The 17491-nt window shown below is 45.1% G+C and carries 22 protein-coding genes; 14 read left to right on the top strand and 8 right to left on the bottom strand.

The genetic code is table 11. The features are described 5' to 3' along the window. Positions 1-8 precede the first annotated feature (8 nt). Positions 9-608, top strand: a complete 600-nt coding sequence (locus tag AC6I3O_RS19510; RefSeq protein ID WP_497852291.1) for a PilZ domain-containing protein — start codon at positions 9-11, stop codon at positions 606-608. A 63-nt stretch (positions 609-671) separates the two neighbouring features. Here the strand turns inward: AC6I3O_RS19510 and AC6I3O_RS19505 are convergent, their stop codons facing one another. Beyond that, positions 672-1346, bottom strand: a complete 675-nt coding sequence (locus AC6I3O_RS19505; RefSeq protein ID WP_497852290.1) for a PepSY domain-containing protein — start codon at positions 1344-1346, stop codon at positions 672-674. 177 nt (positions 1347-1523) lie between these two features. Here AC6I3O_RS19505 and AC6I3O_RS19500 point away from each other — a divergent pair, with 177 nt between their 5' ends. From AC6I3O_RS19500 to AC6I3O_RS19490, 3 genes are all read left to right on the top strand, one after another. Then, the gene (locus tag AC6I3O_RS19500; RefSeq protein ID WP_497852289.1) at positions 1524-2141 is read left to right on the top strand and encodes a flavodoxin family protein; all 618 of its coding nucleotides are present in this window, start codon (positions 1524-1526) and stop codon (positions 2139-2141) included. Positions 2142-2168: 27 nt separating this feature from the next. Further along, the gene (arcC, locus tag AC6I3O_RS19495) at positions 2169-3098 is read left to right on the top strand and encodes a carbamate kinase (protein ID WP_497852288.1); all 930 of its coding nucleotides are present in this window, start codon (positions 2169-2171) and stop codon (positions 3096-3098) included. Between the two features lie 147 nt (positions 3099-3245). Continuing rightward, a complete protein-coding gene (locus AC6I3O_RS19490) occupies positions 3246-3431 on the top strand; it encodes a ferredoxin (RefSeq protein ID WP_497853531.1) in 186 nt (61 codons plus the stop codon). A gap of 64 nt (positions 3432-3495) precedes the next feature. On the opposite strand, the gene AC6I3O_RS19485 is transcribed toward AC6I3O_RS19490, so the two are convergent. Then, complete coding sequence (locus AC6I3O_RS19485; RefSeq protein WP_497852287.1) at positions 3496-3738, bottom strand: PRC-barrel domain-containing protein; 243 nt, start codon at positions 3736-3738, stop codon at positions 3496-3498. A 356-nt stretch (positions 3739-4094) separates the two neighbouring features. Here AC6I3O_RS19485 and AC6I3O_RS19480 point away from each other — a divergent pair, with 356 nt between their 5' ends. Then, the gene (locus AC6I3O_RS19480) at positions 4095-4484 is read left to right on the top strand and encodes a DUF6483 family protein (RefSeq protein ID WP_497852286.1); all 390 of its coding nucleotides are present in this window, start codon (positions 4095-4097) and stop codon (positions 4482-4484) included. 143 nt (positions 4485-4627) lie between these two features. On the opposite strand, the gene AC6I3O_RS19475 is transcribed toward AC6I3O_RS19480, so the two are convergent. Both AC6I3O_RS19475 and AC6I3O_RS19470 read right to left on the bottom strand, forming a co-directional pair. Beyond that, on the bottom strand, positions 4628-6346 hold the full coding sequence (locus AC6I3O_RS19475) for an IS66 family transposase (RefSeq protein WP_304523303.1): 1719 nt from the start codon (positions 6344-6346) through the stop codon (positions 4628-4630). After that, positions 6333-6593, bottom strand: coding sequence for a hypothetical protein (locus AC6I3O_RS19470; RefSeq protein WP_305085201.1), 261 nt, complete (start codon positions 6591-6593; stop codon positions 6333-6335). Before AC6I3O_RS19470 ends, AC6I3O_RS19475 begins: the two co-directional genes overlap by 14 nt. Positions 6594-7073: 480 nt before the next feature. Here AC6I3O_RS19470 and AC6I3O_RS19465 point away from each other — a divergent pair, with 480 nt between their 5' ends. The 4 genes from AC6I3O_RS19465 to AC6I3O_RS19450 all read left to right on the top strand — a co-directional run bounded on the left by AC6I3O_RS19465 (position 7074) and on the right by AC6I3O_RS19450 (position 9550). Then, a complete protein-coding gene (locus tag AC6I3O_RS19465) occupies positions 7074-7538 on the top strand; it encodes a hypothetical protein (protein WP_497852285.1) in 465 nt (154 codons plus the stop codon). Beyond that, entirely contained in the window at positions 7472-7954 is a 483-nt protein-coding gene (locus AC6I3O_RS19460; RefSeq protein ID WP_497852284.1) for a methyl-accepting chemotaxis protein, read from the top strand. Before AC6I3O_RS19465 ends, AC6I3O_RS19460 begins: the two co-directional genes overlap by 67 nt. A gap of 178 nt (positions 7955-8132) precedes the next feature. Then, positions 8133-8519: a hypothetical protein gene (locus AC6I3O_RS19455; RefSeq protein ID WP_497852283.1), complete on the top strand. Its 387-nt coding sequence runs from the start codon at positions 8133-8135 to the stop codon at positions 8517-8519. Positions 8520-8542: 23 nt separating this feature from the next. Further along, a complete protein-coding gene (locus AC6I3O_RS19450) occupies positions 8543-9550 on the top strand; it encodes a type II toxin-antitoxin system antitoxin SocA domain-containing protein (protein WP_497852282.1) in 1008 nt (335 codons plus the stop codon). A 104-nt stretch (positions 9551-9654) separates the two neighbouring features. Here AC6I3O_RS19450 and AC6I3O_RS19445 read toward each other — a convergent pair whose 3' ends face one another. The 4 genes from AC6I3O_RS19445 to AC6I3O_RS19430 form a co-directional block, all read right to left on the bottom strand. After that, positions 9655-9819, bottom strand: a complete 165-nt coding sequence (locus AC6I3O_RS19445) for a GNAT family N-acetyltransferase (protein WP_497853529.1) — start codon at positions 9817-9819, stop codon at positions 9655-9657. 28 nt (positions 9820-9847) lie between these two features. After that, positions 9848-10471 (bottom strand): hypothetical protein, encoded by a 624-nt coding sequence (locus AC6I3O_RS19440; RefSeq protein WP_497852281.1) that lies wholly within the window; start codon positions 10469-10471, stop codon positions 9848-9850. A gap of 150 nt (positions 10472-10621) precedes the next feature. Next, positions 10622-11929 (bottom strand): sensor histidine kinase, encoded by a 1308-nt coding sequence (locus tag AC6I3O_RS19435; RefSeq protein WP_497852280.1) that lies wholly within the window; start codon positions 11927-11929, stop codon positions 10622-10624. After that, a complete protein-coding gene (locus tag AC6I3O_RS19430) occupies positions 11926-12636 on the bottom strand; it encodes a LytR/AlgR family response regulator transcription factor (RefSeq protein ID WP_497852279.1) in 711 nt (236 codons plus the stop codon). Before AC6I3O_RS19430 ends, AC6I3O_RS19435 begins: the two co-directional genes overlap by 4 nt. A gap of 208 nt (positions 12637-12844) precedes the next feature. Between AC6I3O_RS19430 and AC6I3O_RS19425 the strand changes: the two genes are divergently transcribed. From AC6I3O_RS19425 to AC6I3O_RS19405, 5 genes are all read left to right on the top strand, one after another. Then, positions 12845-14200, top strand: a complete 1356-nt coding sequence (locus tag AC6I3O_RS19425) for a hemerythrin domain-containing protein (RefSeq protein ID WP_497852278.1) — start codon at positions 12845-12847, stop codon at positions 14198-14200. 91 nt (positions 14201-14291) lie between these two features. Then, a complete protein-coding gene (locus AC6I3O_RS19420; protein ID WP_497853527.1) occupies positions 14292-15863 on the top strand; it encodes an AAA-like domain-containing protein in 1572 nt (523 codons plus the stop codon). A 90-nt stretch (positions 15864-15953) separates the two neighbouring features. Then, positions 15954-16826: a hypothetical protein gene (locus tag AC6I3O_RS19415; RefSeq protein ID WP_497852277.1), complete on the top strand. Its 873-nt coding sequence runs from the start codon at positions 15954-15956 to the stop codon at positions 16824-16826. Positions 16827-16883: 57 nt separating this feature from the next. Beyond that, complete coding sequence (locus AC6I3O_RS19410) at positions 16884-17144, top strand: DUF2164 family protein (protein ID WP_497852276.1); 261 nt, start codon at positions 16884-16886, stop codon at positions 17142-17144. Continuing rightward, the gene (locus AC6I3O_RS19405; RefSeq protein ID WP_497852275.1) at positions 17122-17460 is read left to right on the top strand and encodes a hypothetical protein; all 339 of its coding nucleotides are present in this window, start codon (positions 17122-17124) and stop codon (positions 17458-17460) included. The genes AC6I3O_RS19410 and AC6I3O_RS19405 overlap by 23 nt, the downstream gene beginning before the upstream one ends. Positions 17461-17491: the final 31 nt, after the last annotated feature.

Here is a 17491-nt window from a genome sequence, read left to right as displayed (position 1 = left end):
GAAAATCTATGGTTCTAAATAACTGTACTGTATGTTCCGTATATGAATTAGATGAGACGGTTCAGAGAAGGCTCCGGGTGAAATGTGACGGGGAACAGATTACATTATATATGAGGCGGGAAAATGAGCTGTCCGATTCAGAGAGGGTACGGATTGATTTTTTTGACGGGCAGATTGGGTGTGTCCGGACATACTGCGAGGTGGCAGTCCGGAGGAACTACGACCCGCAAGTCGCAGAACCATGGATTGCAGACTGCGGGGTACTCGAGGTAATGGAGATTGTTCAGGGACGGAGGCATCTGCGGGTTAAGGTGGAAGATGAGGCAGTGATCACATCTTTTAAACGTGGGGAATTAAAGGGCGATATCCAGAATATCAGTGAGGGCGGTCTGTATTTTATCACGAAGACAAGGCTTGGCTGTGACGATACCATAGAATTTGGCTATACGTTTGTAGAGACAGAATATCGGTTAAGGGCTATGGTTCTGAGGGAAGAGGACTTCCGCGACGGGCGTTACGGGTATGGATGCCAGTTCACGGAACTGCCGAAAGGGACAAGGAGAGATATCCAGCAATATGTATTCCGGCGGCAGAATGGCAGGACGTAGGAAGGGAAGTGTTACAGCCGATTGGAAGGGAATCCAGTCGGCTGTTGCCCTCAGGCGGGATACTTATCTCCGCTCTTCTTTCCACTCCAGAAAATCACCCGTATTGGCATCAATTTCAAATTCATATTCCTTCTGGCCGTAGATAATATCGCCTTCGTATTTGTAGTAACCGTCGTCATAATCCAGCTCAATCTTCAAATCCTGTGCAGACGCTCCCGGAACTCTGTCAAGCGCAAGCTGTGAAGCCTGTTCCGTAGAAACCGCAACATCCGCCTGTGCATTTTGGTTATTGCCGGAATGACCATGGCTGCCGGTATTATGCTGGCCCTGCTGTCCTGTCTGGTTCTGTCCGTCCTGTGCCTGCTGCCCATTCGGATTCTGCTGGTCATTCTGTGTCTGCTGCCCATTCGGGCTCTGTTGACCATTCTGTGTCTGCTGCCCATTTTGCCTCTGTGCCGCAGAACCCTCATAGTCAGCGCTGAGGATATCCCCGTCAGACGCCAGGATCTCATACTCATACTCTGTCGTCCCGCAAGTAAACGCTACCTCATAGATGCTCTGCCCATCGTCCCTGTCCTGGGACACTCTAAGGCGTGTGACCTCTGCCTCAGAGAAACCGGCATCCGTCAGGGCAATCTCGGCTGCCTTGTCTTTGCCGATGTCCGCCCCCTTACCGCATCCGGATGCGTACCCTAAAAGGGTCATGGAAATAAGTACTGCTACAACATTTCTTTTCATAGTGCAATCCTTTCTTTGTTTCTTATACACATAAGTATAATCCTTTCAGGCAAAAAAATCAAAAGAAAAATTGCCGAATGTTCCTGCGAATGGTACAATAAGAAATAGACACATATACATGCATGGCCGAAAGCCGGACGGCTGGAGGCAGACTATCATGGAAGAGGAGAGAATGCTATGAAAGTATTATTAATCAACGGAAGCCCCCACGCAAAGGGCAGTACATATACCGCATTACATGAGATGGAGAAGATTTTTGCCGAAGGCGGAATCGAGACCGAAATCATTCATGTAGGCAATCAGGATATCCGCGGCTGTATTGCCTGTGGTTCTTGCGCAAAAACAGGAAAATGTGCATTTCAGGATATTGTCAATGAAACCGCAGAGAAATTTCAGGAATGCGACGGTATGGTTGTAGGCAGCCCGGTCTACTATGCTTCGGCAAATGCTACCGTAATTGCATTTTTAGACCGTCTTTTCTACAGCACACGTTTCGACAAGACTATGAAAGTAGGCGCAAGCGTCGTGTCAGCCAGAAGAGGAGGGCTGTCAGCCACATTTGACGAGCTGAACAAGTATTTTACCATCTGCGGCATGCCGGTGGCGTCTGGCCAGTACTGGAACAGCATCCATGGAAATAATGCCGCCGAAGCAGCCAAGGACGGCGAAGGGCTCCAGATTATGCGTACCCTTGCAAGAAATATGTCCTTCCTGATGAAGAGCATTGCCCTTGGCAAGAAAGAATACGGGCTTCCAGAGAAAGAAGAGAGAATCGGGACGAATTTTATCCGATAGATGACAGACCGTAAAGGGGTAGAGATTATGAAAAAAAGAGTAGTAGTAGCGTTGGGGCACCGGGCTTTGGGAACCACGCTTCCAGAGCAGAAAGTTGCTGTCAGCAGGACGGCGAAGGTCATTGCAGATTTGGTGGAGTCGAATTATCAGGTGGCAATCACCCACAGCAATGCGCCGCAGGTAGGCATGATTCACACGGCGATGAATGAATTCGGCAAGGCGCATCAGGACTATACGCCCGCCCCCATGTCCGTATGTTCCGCCATGAGCCAGGGGTATATCGGTTACGACCTCCAGAACGGAATTCGGGAAGAACTGCTGGACAGGGGAATCTACCGGACGGTCAGCACAATCCTGACGCAGGTCATCGTAGATCCCTACGACGAGGCATTCTATATGCCGACCAAGATTCTGGGACGCTATATGAACGTAGAAGAAGCAAATGAAGAGCGCAAAAAAGGCAATTACATCGTAGAAGAACCGGGGAAAGGTTATCGCCGGATCGTGTCCGCGCCGAATCCGGTCAGCATCGTAGAAATCGACGCTATCCGCGCGCTCTTGGACGCAGATCAGATTGTGGTAGCGTGCGGAGGAGGAGGAATCCCGGTATTGGAGCAGAACCACCGCCTGCGGGGAGCCAGCGCGGTCATTGAGAAGGATTTGGCAGCCGGAAAGATGGCGGAAGAAATCGACGCCGATGAGCTGATTATCCTGACCAGCGTGGAAAAAGTAAAAATCAATATGGGTCGCCCGGAAGAAGAGGAACTTAGCGAGATTCATTTAGAGCAGGCGAAACAGTATATGGAAGAAGGGCATTTCGGAGAGTATAACATGCTCCCTAAGTTCCTTGCATCCGTCTCCTTTATCGAGAAGAGAGAAGGAAGGAGCGCATTGATTACATCCTTTGATAAATTAAAAGATGCACTGAAGGGCAGGACTGGGACGCGGATAAAATAATCTGTTTTGAAGAGAATGACGAATAAACGGCAGGGAAATGGGGGATACTATCTTCGGTTGCAGGCAGGATTCTATGCCAAGAGGTTTGGAATCCTGCAAGGCACAGGGAAAGAACAGGAATCTGAAAAATGCAAGGAGGAAAGACCCATGAAAGCCAGAGTAAACGATGGATGTATTTCATGCGGCGCATGTGTTGCCACATGTCCGGAGGTGTTCCGGTTCAACGACGACGGCGTTGCAGAGGCATACGCAGACGTAGCGCCGGAATATGAGAGTACAGCCACGGAAGCAAGGGACGACTGCCCGGTTTCCGTCATTGATATTGAAGAATAACCGTACACAAGGCAAGCCCGCCGGGCATATCGGAGTATATGTCCGGCGGGCTTCATCCAACCGTTCATCTCTTTTCTTCATGCATTTCCACCAGAATGATATCCGACCCAATCTTCTTGATGCATTTGAATGGGATAATATATTCGGAACCGTCGCAGAAAAATCCACATAATTTTCCGGCTTTTGGAATCACCAGCGCCTCGATACATCCGTTGCATTCATCTATGATCAAATCTACGATATATCCAAGCTTCTTACAATCACAGGCGTTAATGACTTCTTTGTCTTCTAATTCACACAGTCTCATATCTACACAGCCTTAATTTCTTATTCTTAGTATATGCACGTCTTCTGAATTTTGTTTATTGAATTTCAAATACTTGGTCTGCCAAGAACCTGCTCAGAAAATATCCGATCGGTTAACCCAAGGTCTTGCATTGCATTAGACTTTACAGGTATAATGAGGTATACTTTATCGGACGTTAGTTCGCCCGCCCCGTCAGGGGTATGCATTACGGGATGCCCAATGCCCTTATGGCGGCATTTATTCGGAAAGGAGTTAGGAATGAAGATACAGTTTGACGCTTACGAACCATGAGGCGTTGGCAGGGTTTGAGGCTGTAACGGTGGATGAAATTATTGGAGATCAGAGGGAGATTATAGATGAATTTTGAAGACGAAAAAGATTATCTCATGAGAATTATAAAAGAAACCGTCAGAATCCTATTTTCACTGATGTTCGGAAAGCAGTATGTATCTGTTGAACAGGAGATCCGCAATAAATGCGAGATAGCCGGAAAGACCCCGGACGACTTGTTTGCCATGATTGATAAAGGCGACATAAATGAGGCGGAAAATATCCTGTTGACAAGTATGGACTATAGTGATAAGGATGATGTCGCTGTTGCTGCACTTTTCTATCGACATCTGAGTGAAAAAGAAGAAGATTTTTTATCTCAGAATAATTATTCCAAAGAGGAAGTGATTGACGGCATGAAACAGTTGGCGGCAAGGGCTGGATACGGAAATGTACTCGACATTCTGAAACTATAAAAGCCTGCCCCTGACGGGGCGGCAGACTACCGTCCGATAAGGTATAAGGAACAACGAGTGCAAGGCAGTATGGGGTAAACAATTATTGCGTTACATTTCACACCCACGCCATCTGTATAATAAAAAAGGTTGCTGCTTTGGCGTTAAGCTTTAGCAACAACCTTTTCCTGTTTTATTTTGGGCGGGCGTTTCCGTTCATATATTTCTGATATCTTCTGATATACATCTACATTTTGTGAGCGTAACAAATAGACTATGCTTAAGCCATTACAAATATCGTTTAAACTTTCTTGGCTCCGCAGAGTAATTGCCTGCTTCTGTTTTCGTTTATAGACTCTTGCCAATCTTTCACATAGGGAATTATTGGCTGGAACCCGTTTGTCATGCAGGAACAATAATTCGCTTTCTTTATATTCCCTTAACCGGAGAAATAGATTATACCCTTCCCTATAATACTCCGTCGGCGGCTCATCCTGATATTCTTTCTCCGCCTTGTTCAGGATTTCGTCATACCTTTTCTCGAATCCCTCAACAATTATCGGATCAAGTTCTTTCTCCCCCAACCCATTTCGGTAATGCAGCATCTCCTGGAACAATCCGTGCATCTCCTTGTTCCATTCCAGCTGCGGCTCATTCTGCTCGCTGCCGATCAGATAGCGGCAGTCATGCTGGGTACACTCCTGATGTTTTGTTCCATAATGGTAAAATGTCTTGTCATGGTCATGCAAGACAATCCCAACATAATTCTCCAGCGGCGTTCCTTCTATTCCTTTATGCCCTTTTTTCTCCCTGCCTATATAAAGTGCCACATCTGCAATCGGGGATGCAAGTATAAGGACCTGCGCACTGTGCCCATTTACAGATGCGTTTGTAAAATCTGCATTCATGACCGGAGACTGCATTAGTTTCTTTATAATCTCTTTTTTCTCTTCCGCTGTTTTCGCTGAAAATTCCCTGGTAAGACCATTGATCATGCCGTCGGACAGTTCGATCTCGCCTTTTGTCAATTCTGAGATTAGCTTTCTTATTTTTCCATGGGATACGTTGCATTCATTGCTCAGGAGAAAGGCAAGTGCCTTCACCGTCCCGTCATAGTTCACTTCATTGATATATCCTTCTGGAAATGGAGCATGTACACGGGCTCCGGTTCTTTTGTCACGGTATTCCTTTGTCGTATATTCCATGACCGCTACAGACATCTGGATGACCACTTTCTGTTTCCGAATGATTTTTCCCGTCTCATAATAATTCTCTTTATCCAGGTATTTTGCAGGTGCAGGGATTTCATGTGTCTCTGTTACGGCATGGAGCTTCCTGCGGTGTCCGGCATGGCCTGGCTGTCCGCCCGGTTTCCGGTCAGTTTTTACCCGGCTGTTCGGGATTTTTTTCCTGCCGGGTTTCTGCTGGGAAGAGGGGATGGATGAATTCTCAAAATCCATATTGACCTGCGCAGTCAGTTTTTGGTTCAGGCCTTTTTCTTCCTCCAGTTCAGCCCCTACCCTGTAGAATTCCTGTCTTATATCACGGCATTTATCTAATGCTTCATCTCTCTGGCGAACAACTTCCAGATTCTCTTTTTTGAGCTTTGCAATGAGACGGTCTTTCCTGTCAAGTTCTTTTTGGCATTCGTGGTAAAGATCATCATTTGCTTCCATCCATTGATTACGGACAGACCGGATCTCCTTACGTGCCTGTGCTAATTCTTGTTTTAATTCCCGGATATTTTTTTCAAGTTTCCGAATAATACTCTTATATTCTTCTTCTAATTTTTGGTATCTCTCGCCGGATTTAAATTCGGCGATCTGCTGTGCCAGTGATTTCACTTTGTACTGTAATGCACTTGTATATTCAAATGGATTCATCTGTAATCTCCTTTGATGAATTAGGGCGGGAATCTAATACCTGTGCCATCGTTCTGCTTAATTCTATTGTCTCTTCCAGTTGTAATGTCAGCATGGAAATATATTCTTCTTTCTGTTCAAGAAGCTCTTCCGAAGTCCGAATACATTTTTCCTGGATTCGGATTACATTTTCTGCTTCTTTAAGAGCATTCTCCAATTTAGAAATCTGTAATTCATATTTTTTTATAAGTGATGTTTCTTTACTCATTGCTGCCTCCGCACTTGTAATAAAAAAAGTATAGCAGAAACCTGGAAAAAAAGCGAATGAATGAAATCTGGCATTCGTCATTTTGCCAGGGATAAATTGTTGATTTTTCAAGACAAATGGATATTAAACCACGCAGAAAGAGATGTGAGAAGGGGGGTTTAAGACGAAAAACAGAAAAGAGGAAATGTTATCCACAAGAAATATCTGAGGACAAAATGTTAATAACATTTTGTCCTCAAATGTATCATTTACTGTGGATAAAATTTTTTTTAATTTCAGCACATTTACCAACACTTTCTAAAAAGCCTATTACTGGCGTGGGTGTGAAAAGTAACATTATTGCTAAAATCATTGCTAAAATTCCAGATTATGTCTGGAAAAGCACAATGTTCTATGTTATAATACCGCATGTGTACACATTTATAAAAGCTTCATCTTTGGCAGCTAAGAATATTTCAGAGATACATAAGGAGCACGGTAATGAAAAAGTTAAAAATTCGAGGGAAACTGACATTAGGCTTTGGACTTCTGCTGATTATTATAATTGTGATGAATGCATTTTCACTTTCTAATTTGCGGGGTATTTCTAATCTTTCAGTTGACTTGTATACAGGTCCGCATATGAGTGCGCTTTCCTCTGTCGCGCTGCTAAAAGATGTTTATAAAATAGAGAATGCAGCCGACCAGATGCTGTTGGCTGCCGACGGAAAGCTGACGGATGATTACGAGAAAGCCTGCCAGAACATCGAAGCAGAATTGACTGCGATTCGGGAAACCGGCGTGATAGATACAGCGATGATAACGGCTTTTGAGGAAAAGCTGTCTGCATTGAAAGCATCGTATGAGGAGATTAGCCGTTTATTATCCCAACAAGAGCAGTGGCAGGCGCAGGAAGAGATGAAGCAGTTCGACGCGCTGGCGGAGGAGGCGACGGCGCAGCGGTAGAAGCAGCGCGTGCCGGCGAAACAGGCAAAGGCTTTGCGGTTGTTGCGGATGAAGTCCGCAATCTTGCGAGCAAGAGTGCGGAAGCTGCCAGCTCCACCGCAGAAATGATAGAAAAATCTGCATTAGCAGTGGAACATGGGATTCAGGTTGCCGACGCAACGGTGCAGTCCATGAAGCAGGTTGGGGACAATGTGCAGTCCATGGCAGAACTTTTGGGAAATATCGACCAATCTACCAATGAACAGGTAGAGGCATTTGCGCATATGGTCGATTCCATGTCTCAGATTAGCGGAGTTGTACATGCCAACGCAGCGGCAGCCGAAGAAAATTCTGCCGCGTCCAGGGAGCTGTCCGAACAGGCAAGGATAATGGAAAGCCTGGTCAAAAGGTTCCGCACCAGAAAAGAGCGTACATAAGTTTAGTTTATTTTTCCCCTGCCGATATGCTGCAAGGCGTTCGGCAGGGGATTTATTGATTTCTGGGATATCTCATTTAAATATTTTTGAATGATATGATATTGACAAAATCCTATCATTAGTGTAAAATGATAACAGGATTAAAAACTTAGTTATATTTTCTACGGAGGAAGATACATTGAAAATAGGGCTAAAAGATATAGAGCAGTATCTTTCTGATGTGAAAGATGCAGTAGAAAATAATAGATACCGCATTGCCAGAAACTCAAAAAGGCAGGACAACATAGACTTATTTCTGGATTATGTCATTGATGAAGCCAAGGCAAAGGAAATTCTCCTTAGTCTTGCGCCCATAGATTTTTCAGGGATTCTACAGAATGTGCATAAGGGATATGAATATGAGAGACTCTATGTTTTTGGGAAAGATGTGACTCTCTTAGAGAGAAATGGGCCGGGAGAAAAGCTCGTTTCCTTATATATCAAGGTTAACAAGCTAGAAAACTGTTTTGTGATAGTGATTTCATTTCATGAACAGAAAAGTCCGCTTACATATTATTTCAAATAATTAGCTGAAAAACAGAGGTGATTATGATGACAGAGAAAAAAAGAAGGGATTTCTGTGTAGAATGCAGGAAAGAAACAGAGTATTTTTTGCAGAAAAAGGATATCACAAAAAGTATAAGGAATAAGGAATATATTTTTGAAATTACGGTTGCAGTATGTTCAGAATGTGGAGAAGAGATGGGGATACCAGGGCTTATTGATAAAAATGTACAGGAGATTGACAGTCAGTATAGATTTGCGGAAGGGGTAGTTTCCATCGGTGACATTGAAAAGTTGATGGAGATTTATAAGATTGGGAAAGCTCCCTTATCGCTTGCTCTTGGCTTTGGTGAGATTACGATTCCCAGATACCTTGAGGGACAAATTCCATCAAGGGAATATTCCGATGTTATAAGAGCTGCCCTTTCCTCTCCGGCATTTATGAGAGATAAGCTGACAGAGAATAGGGATAAGATTACGGATGCGGCATTTAAGAAAGCTTTGGCCGCGGCCCATAGTTTAGAGAGCATTTTTACGGTATCCGATAAAATGATTAGAGTCATTGCATGTACTTTTGAAAAACTCGAGGAAGTCACTCCGCTAATGCTCCAGAAACTCCTCTATTTTATTCAGGGAACTTATTCTGCATTATATGGGAAACCAATCTTTCATGAAGATTGTAGAGCGTGGGTTCATGGACCTGTTTATCCGGATGTCTACGACCTTTTCAGGGATTTTAAGTACAATCCGATCGATGATGCAAGGTTTGCGCTCTTAGAGTGGACGGAAGATGTATTGACAGAGGATGAGAAAAAGGTTATTAATTTGGTCTTAAATACTTTCGGAATGTATGGCGGGAAAGTATTAGAGAAGATTACCCATAATGAGGAGCCTTGGAGAAGCGCGCGCAGAGGATATGAAGATGGTATTCCTTCCAATGAAATATTAACAAAAGACAGCATTAGGAAGTATTATGGCGCTGTGCATAAAAGATATGGCATAGATAAAGAAGCGGGATTGCAGAATTATATTCGCGATATGCTGAGAATGTAAAATGGACTGCAGCCCCGCAAGGGGCAAGTATTACGGTATGTCTTGAGGGTGTGTTTTATCTGACGATAGTCCCATTCTTTTTTTAAATATGCTGCATCCGTTGATTAAAAATCCGTATCCACCCGAATATAGTAAATCCCATTCCGGATACATAATTCTTCTATTAGCCGAAACGCAATATCTGCCAACCCAATTCCTCTGAACTCTTTTTGAAAGGCCATCCGATGGATAACGGCATACGGCTCTTCGGCGCTCCAAGCCCATTGGATTTTCTTATATGCAGACTCCCCATCAAAATCAATGCAATTTTTTCAATATCGGCGCATATGCGCCGGTATAACGCTCCATCTGCCTGATTTTCTCAAGTTTCCGCTTTGCCGCCGTAGAACCCTGTTTTATTTCGGCTTTGCACACATTCTCTTCGCCTTCCCGCCGGACGTTTGCCTGATTGGAAATCTTTGCCATGTCCAAATCTGCAGACAATTCGGTTATTCGGTCAATACTGTCTTCCAAAGAATCCGCGGGCGGCGTATTCTGGGGTTTCTGGTAAGCCGTATCCTTCTCATTATCCTTCTCGGTTTCCTCTGCCTGTTTTGCCATCTCAGAGGCAATCTGTTCATTCAGTGCGTCCAGTTGTTCCTCATATTCTTCTAACTGTTCCTTCATCCCGGCAGAACCGGCTCCTGACTCATCGTCTAAGGCACGCTTTAGCAGAGAATCTTTATTCATCTGAATCAGCTCTTTCTGGCTCATCAGGTTTGCAAGGCGGCTGGCGGCTTTCCCTTGCGGCGACAAGGCGGCCGTATCACTGCGCATAACATTCCCCTGCGGCTGTCCGTTCCCGGAAACATTTTTCCTGAACCCGGGGTTCCCAAGCCCCGGCTGTAAACATCTGTTTGTCTGGCTAAAATTAATCCGCATGATTCAATCCTCCATATTTGTTGAATTTACCCTGCCCGGATATCCTGCGGGGTATATCTGACTATCGGCAGATACCCTTATCGGATTTATCCCATTGATGCAGACGGGAACGATTTTGACGCCAAAGGAAGAGCCACAGAGACGGGAACATTATTTTGATGCCAAAGGAAGCATCACGCTTAACGTAAACTGTGTCTCGCACCTAAGGTCAAGCACGCCGCCATACCGCTCCACCACCGCCCGGATATTCTGAAGGCCGACCCCGCAGAACGTACCCCTTTTGGAAGACAGGAAGAACCTTTCACCCTGCACAGATACCGGCGCATGGATGCTGTTACTGATTTCAAATACCCAGTAATTCGTATGCATCTGCGCCCGAGCCCGTATCCACCCTGCAGGATTCCCCGCATCCATTCCCCGCTGGCATGCCTCGATCGCGTTGTCAAATGCATTAGACAACAGACAGCAAAGCTCCACCGGAGCAATCGTCTCCTCACCCGGAACCGTCATCAGGACAGAAAGGTCAATGCCCATCTCCTTAGCCTGACGGCATTTCGGGTTCAGCAGTGCGTCCGCGAAGACAGAACCGGTCTGTATCACAGCGTCCCCCAGTTCCATCCGCAGATTCATCTGCTCAAGATAACGCATGGCTTCCTCCGTTTTCCCATCTGCCAATAATTGTGCAAGGCACAGCCCATGATTTTTCATATCATGCCGGATTTTCGTAATCTGGCAGTACTGTTCCTTAGAAGCCTCGAGATGCTTTCCAAGTATCTGATACTGCTGCTTTGCCAATCGCTCCACCAGACGTCGCTCCAGCATGACTGCACAAGAAACCAAAAGAACCTCGCCGCCCAGCGCAATCAGGCTCAAGGAAACGGCGACAGCGAACACATTTGCTCCACTCCACCCACTGATTCCGGTAAACAGATTCAGCATCATGTCAACAGCCCCACAGATAAACACGATGATACACATTAGATAAACAGCGTCCCGGTCTTCAAAATCCCGCTTGAGTACATGGAGGTTCCGGGATAAAAGCTCCATCATGGCATACAGTGTCAGACATGCGGCACAGTCAATCAATTTCAGTGCAATATCCGAATAAACAGACGTCCCGTTCATGACCGTCAGTGCGTGAAACAGGGGGAAGAAGATCACGCAGGCAACTTCCGGGACACAGTACATCCACGCCGTAAAGAAGCATTTTTTCATCACGCTCCCATGGAACAGAAGCATATTGAGGGCAAATGCACATCCGCACAGATAGACGAGATTGCCCCAAGGCGTACCGGCAAGCACGAGCCATACGTTTAACTGCCCATAGAACAGAGAACCCAGGTAGTACCATATATAAGCGAACCGGTATTTCGCCCCCAGCATTTTCTTTAAGAACCGGTATCTCAGAAAAATATCCAAAAAGCCCCAGAGGACAGAGCCGACCGCCGCCCCGCTCAAAACACATCCCCGATTTCTTTCAGATAATGCATAAATTCCAGCCCGAAGGACTGATACCTGCGCTTGGACAGGGGAATCTGCTCGCCGTTTAAAAGCCATACGTCCTTTTTGTCATAACGCTGCACATGGTCAAAATTAACGATAAAACTTCGGTGGCATCGGAAAAACGTCTCCGGCAGCGACGGTTCCAGTTCCTCCAGTTTCCCGTAGAACGGAAGGCTTTCCTGCTCCGTATGCAGATGGATCTTCCGGTTGATGACTTCCAGATAATAGACCTGCTCAAATGGAATCCGCCTGACAGCCGTACCCTGCCTTATGGCAATGGCAGGTTTGCGCTCCTTCTGTAACGAAGAACACAGTTTCAGAAGCACTGTTTTAAGCTTTTCGGCATCCACAGGCTTGACGAGATAATGGGACGCCTGTACATCGTACGCATCTATGGCATATTGCCGATGGGCCGTGATGAAGATTAACTTACTTTCATCTCCGCGCATGCGAAGCTTTTTGGCAAGTTCCAGGCCGCTTAACGGCTCCATAGCGATATCAAGAAGCAGCAGGTCGAAAGGCTCGCGGACCAGCAATGCGCCGCCATTTGCAAACCTTTCGACCGTATAGCTGACAGAATGCCGATTTAGTATTATGTTCACCATATCTGCCAAATGGTTCAGGAGAACCGGCTCATCCTCACAAATTGCAATCCGAATCAATTTTCACACACTCCTTACTGAAAATATTATATAAAAAATATGATCCAGATACAAGACGATTGGGCAAACGGGACATTTTTTGATGTGAATGGGTATTGTATCTAAAAATTGTTTGATGAATACTATAACAGTATACACAAATAGCACACATAAAGAAAAATAAATTTGCTGAGTCAATTTGCTGTAAAAAATGAGGAGGATTACCAAAATGGAAGGTCAGTTAATATGGAAAGATGAGTACAATATCGGCGTAGACATTATCGATCAGGAACACAAAAGACTTTTTAAGATTATCAACAAACTGTTCCGGTTCAGTGATGAAAAAAATAAGAGCCAGTGGGCATGCCAGGAAGGAATCAAATTCTTTAAGGATCACGCTGTGAAGCATTTTACGGAGGAAGAAGAATACATGGCGTCTATTCATTATGAGCGGCTGAACGTGCACATGCATATTCACAGCGAATTTCGGGAGAGGACGCTTCCGGCTCTGGAAGAAGAGCTGGAGCAGACAGACTATTGCGCGGATTCCGTAGAACATTTCCTCGGAGTCTGCGCCGGATGGCTTGTGGGACATACGTTGATGGAAGACCGGGCGATTACGGGCAAGGGCAGGAGCCGGTGGGTTGGGCTTCTGCCGGGAAGGGAGCAGGAGGCAGTGAAAAAAGTCATACTTCAATTGATGTATGATTTGTTTCATTTGGAGTCTTATGTCATCAGCGACGCATACGGCGGGGAAAAATTCGGGAGAGGAGTCTATCACCGTCTGGTCTATGGAACAGATCAGGAGGAAGAAAAATATGAGATATTTCTGGTCTTTGAAGAAAAACTATTGATTAATACCGTGGGAAAGACAATGGGAATTAAGACGAATAAGCTAAATACTTTGCTGATGAATGCGGCCAGGTTTATGGCCCGGCAGTTTGCAGAACATGTGAGAGACCACCTTACGGACATGGACGGTTATGAGCTGAAGGAGGAAAACCTTCTTACGTATGACCAATTCCAGGAAGTATTTGGAAATGAAAAGCTGCAGGTCAGCCTGTTGTTCGACACTGGCGAAGGCTATTTTTCATACTGCACGTCCGTTAAAAGACCGCCCAAAAAAGGAGGCGCCGCCCCTATAAGAATAGATAACGCGATGGAAGAGGTGGGAAAATATCTCATGCAGAGAGAAGGCCATCGGAAGCGGAAGGTACTGGTGGTGGATGATTCCGCCACAGTAAGGGAGGGAATCCGGAAACTGCTGGATGAAGACTACGATGTGGCGCTTGCAAAGTCCGGCGCTGCGGCGCTGCGGTGCATGATTCTGGATAAACCGGAGCTGGTGCTTCTGGATTATGAGATGCCGGTCTGCGACGGGCAGCAGGTGTTGGAAATGATGCGTTCGGAGGAGACATTTGCAGATATCCCAATTATCTTTCTGACTGGGAGAGCAGATATGGAAACCGTTAAGAAATTATTAGCCTTGAAACCAGACGGATATATGGTAAAATATTTAAAACCTGCACAGATTAAGCAAAAAATAGACGAATATTTTAAGAGGGAAAACAGGCTCCCAATATGATTGGGGGTCGCTACATATGTGCGGTTGCGGTTCGAGGAATTATTGTGTATACTGAAAGCAGTTGAAAGCTGTTCGGAAAGGGGAGACGATGATGAGGAGGGAATTTAATATCACAGGCTTATGCGTGCCTGAGAAGCATTATATGGTAAATTTGGACAGTCGTCTGGAACAGATGAAAAAAATGGTGGACAAGGGGAATTATTTTGTGGTCAGTCGTGCGAGACAGTACGGGAAGACGACGATACTTGCGGCTTTGGCAGATTACATGAGCGATGAATACATCGTTGTTTTTATGGATTTCCAGATGATAGGGAGCGCAATGTACGAGAATGAAGATTCATTTTCAAGGGCGTTTGCCGCCTGTTTTCTGGATGAATTCCAACATGTATCCGGTCAGGCAGGTCAGACGGCAGAGGAACTGGAACAGATGCTTAGGGAGCCGGACAAGCCCTTTTATTTGATGAGTCTTTTTCGGTATCTGATCGCCATATGTGAGCGTTCAGATAAGCCGGTTGTCTTGATTATTGACGAGATTGACAGCGCGAAGAATAATCAGGTATTTTTAGATTTTCTGTCTCAGATTAGGAAATATTATTTGCAGAGAGAGCGGAGAGGGACGAAGACATTTCAATCCGTGATACTTGCGGGCGTCTGTGATGTGAAAAATCTCAGAAGAAAATTAAGAGATGAAGAAGAGCATAAGAAAAACAGCCCATGGAATATTGCCGTGAATTTTGATATTGATATGAGTTTTTCTAAAGACGAGATTGCCGGGATGTTGCGGGAATATGAAGCTTGCGAACATTCGGGGATGGATATTGAGGGCATGGCGGGAAGGATTTACGGCGAGACGGGAGGATACCCGTTTCTCGTCAGTCGTTTATGCAAAATGATGGATGAAGAATTACCTGCGGCATGGAGTAATGAAGGCTTTCTTGCGGCAGTCAGAACGTTGGTTCTGGAAAAGAATTCGTTGTTTGACTCGCTGAACCATAAACTTACTGAGTATCCGGAATTAGAGCGTGTAATCAGCAAAATGCTATTTAATGGGGAGAAGATTGCGTATAACCCGGATTTGGAAGAGATTGACGTTGCAGTTATGTTCGGTTTTGCAAAGCAGGAAGGTGCGGCGGTGGTGATCGCGAATAGAATTTTTGAGACACGTCTGTATAATCGTTTTCTTGCGTCAGAGGAATGGAAGGAAAGCAGCATGACACAGAAAGCTTTTATGGATAAAAATGGTTTTGTGGTAGATGGGTATTTGAACATGCGAAGGATTCTTACAAAGTTCGTGATACATTTTCAGGAGTTGTATGGAAATGAAGAGAAAAGATTTGTTGAAGAATATGGAAGAAGATTTTTCCTTATGTATCTCAGACCGATTATAAATGGGACGGGAAATTATTATATTGAGGCGCAGACAAGGGACAAGAAGCGTACCGATGTGATTGTGGATTATCAGGGAGAACAGTTTATAATTGAAATGAAAATATGGCATGGAAAAGAATACCATGAAAGGGGCATGGAGCAGTTAGCAGAATATTTGGATATATATCAGAAACAAACAGGGTATTTGCTGAGCTTTAATTTTAACAAAAAGAAAGAGACCGGAGTGTTTGAACAGATGATTGGTGATAAGAAGATTATTGAAGCGGTAGTGTAAAAAAAATCATATTTCGTTAAGTAACCCGGTCAAAATGCCGATAGTTTTAATAACAGCAATCATTTGGCGAGACATGTAAGGAGGAAAAGTATGCGGATCTATGCACAAAATATGTTCCCCATGAATCGGGCGAACAGCCAGAAGACACTCAATCAATTACTGCCGGGGGCTGCAAGGTCAGCAGACGCGCAGAAATCTATAGAACAGAGAGAGATTCGGGAAAAAGCAGCGGCTCTTACAAGAGGCGGAGGGACGAGGCAAGTGGATACCGGGCTTGAGAACACAGGCGCGGCAGCGTTGTCTTTGCTTCTCATTGATAAAAAGGACGTACCTGCAAAAGCGGCGCAGAAGATAGAGGCTTATTACCAGACCACAGGTTCTCTGGCGGATACCATTACATACAAGGAGGCGCGGCTTACATACCTACAGTCCGAGTATGAGAAGATTGCCGCAAACGATTCTGGCAAGAGGGCGGATAAGATGAAGGAACTTATTAAGTCCGAATATAAGGACATGGCGGGCGTGCTGAATTATACGGCAGATTTGATGAGCGAAAGCCTCCGCAATTCCGAGGCTGTGTACGGGAAGCCATTCAGTGAAGAGTATCACGCGCTTCTGAATGACATTCCGGATAAGCTCCACAGTATTGCAGACGGGTTAAAAGATTTCGACAATATAGAAGATGCGCTGGAATATCTGGGAGCGGCAAAGGAACAGCTTTTCGGGCTTGGTGAGGAACTAAAGAGCCAATACCGGGAGTATACGGGAAAAGAACTTGCAGGATATGAATTCCGGACGGAAGAAGATTATGCAGGCGCAGTTGGTTCATATGCGCTTATGTGGAGTTGGGACGAAGTGACGGTAGATACGGAGCATATGGAGAATCTGGCAGATTACGGCGTGGATATCCATAACCTGAGCGCAATTCCTGAAGCAGTCAATCTTATAGATACGAAGGCATGAAAAAAAGGCTGATAGACGCTTGTTAGTTATTAGGCGTACCAGTGAATGGAGAAGATTATGGGAAAAAGACAATCTTTGCCGCAGATTAGGCTGTCTGATTTGCAGAAAGAGAAGTTGAACGACGAGATTAAGGCGTTTTATCTGGATGTGCGCGGCGAAGAAATCGGGATGATTGAACAGATGCAGATTTTAGAGTTATTTGAGCAGAAGATGGCGCCTGTCATTTATAATAAAGCATTAGACGATGCAAAAAGATGGTTCAGCCAGATGACGGACAATTTGGATTCCGACTATTATGCACTGTACAAGGAAGAATGAATGTAGACTTTTACGTCCGGCAGTCATCTATGTGACAGGCGGTAAGATTAACGAGAATTATGAGAAATTGGAAGAACTCAAGGCATATTGTGTGGAGAATAAAGTCGTGTATATCTGCCCTACGGCAACGGATGTGGAAGAATTGGGCAAGACATACCAGTATGCAGTCGATAAGTTCAAGGCTCTCAATATCGTGAAAGAAGAGATTTCGGTCAAGGCAGACAGCGATAATCTGGGTGCGGCACAGGAACTCGTAGAGTATATACTGGATGAGTTCGACGATGAGCTTGACGATGCGGAGACATTCAGCATATAAGTATTTGGTATCTAAAGAATATTGATGGATT

This window comes from Sporofaciens sp. St.21A7, assembly GCF_059728535.1.
This window is presented reverse-complemented; position numbering and strand designations above follow the sequence as displayed.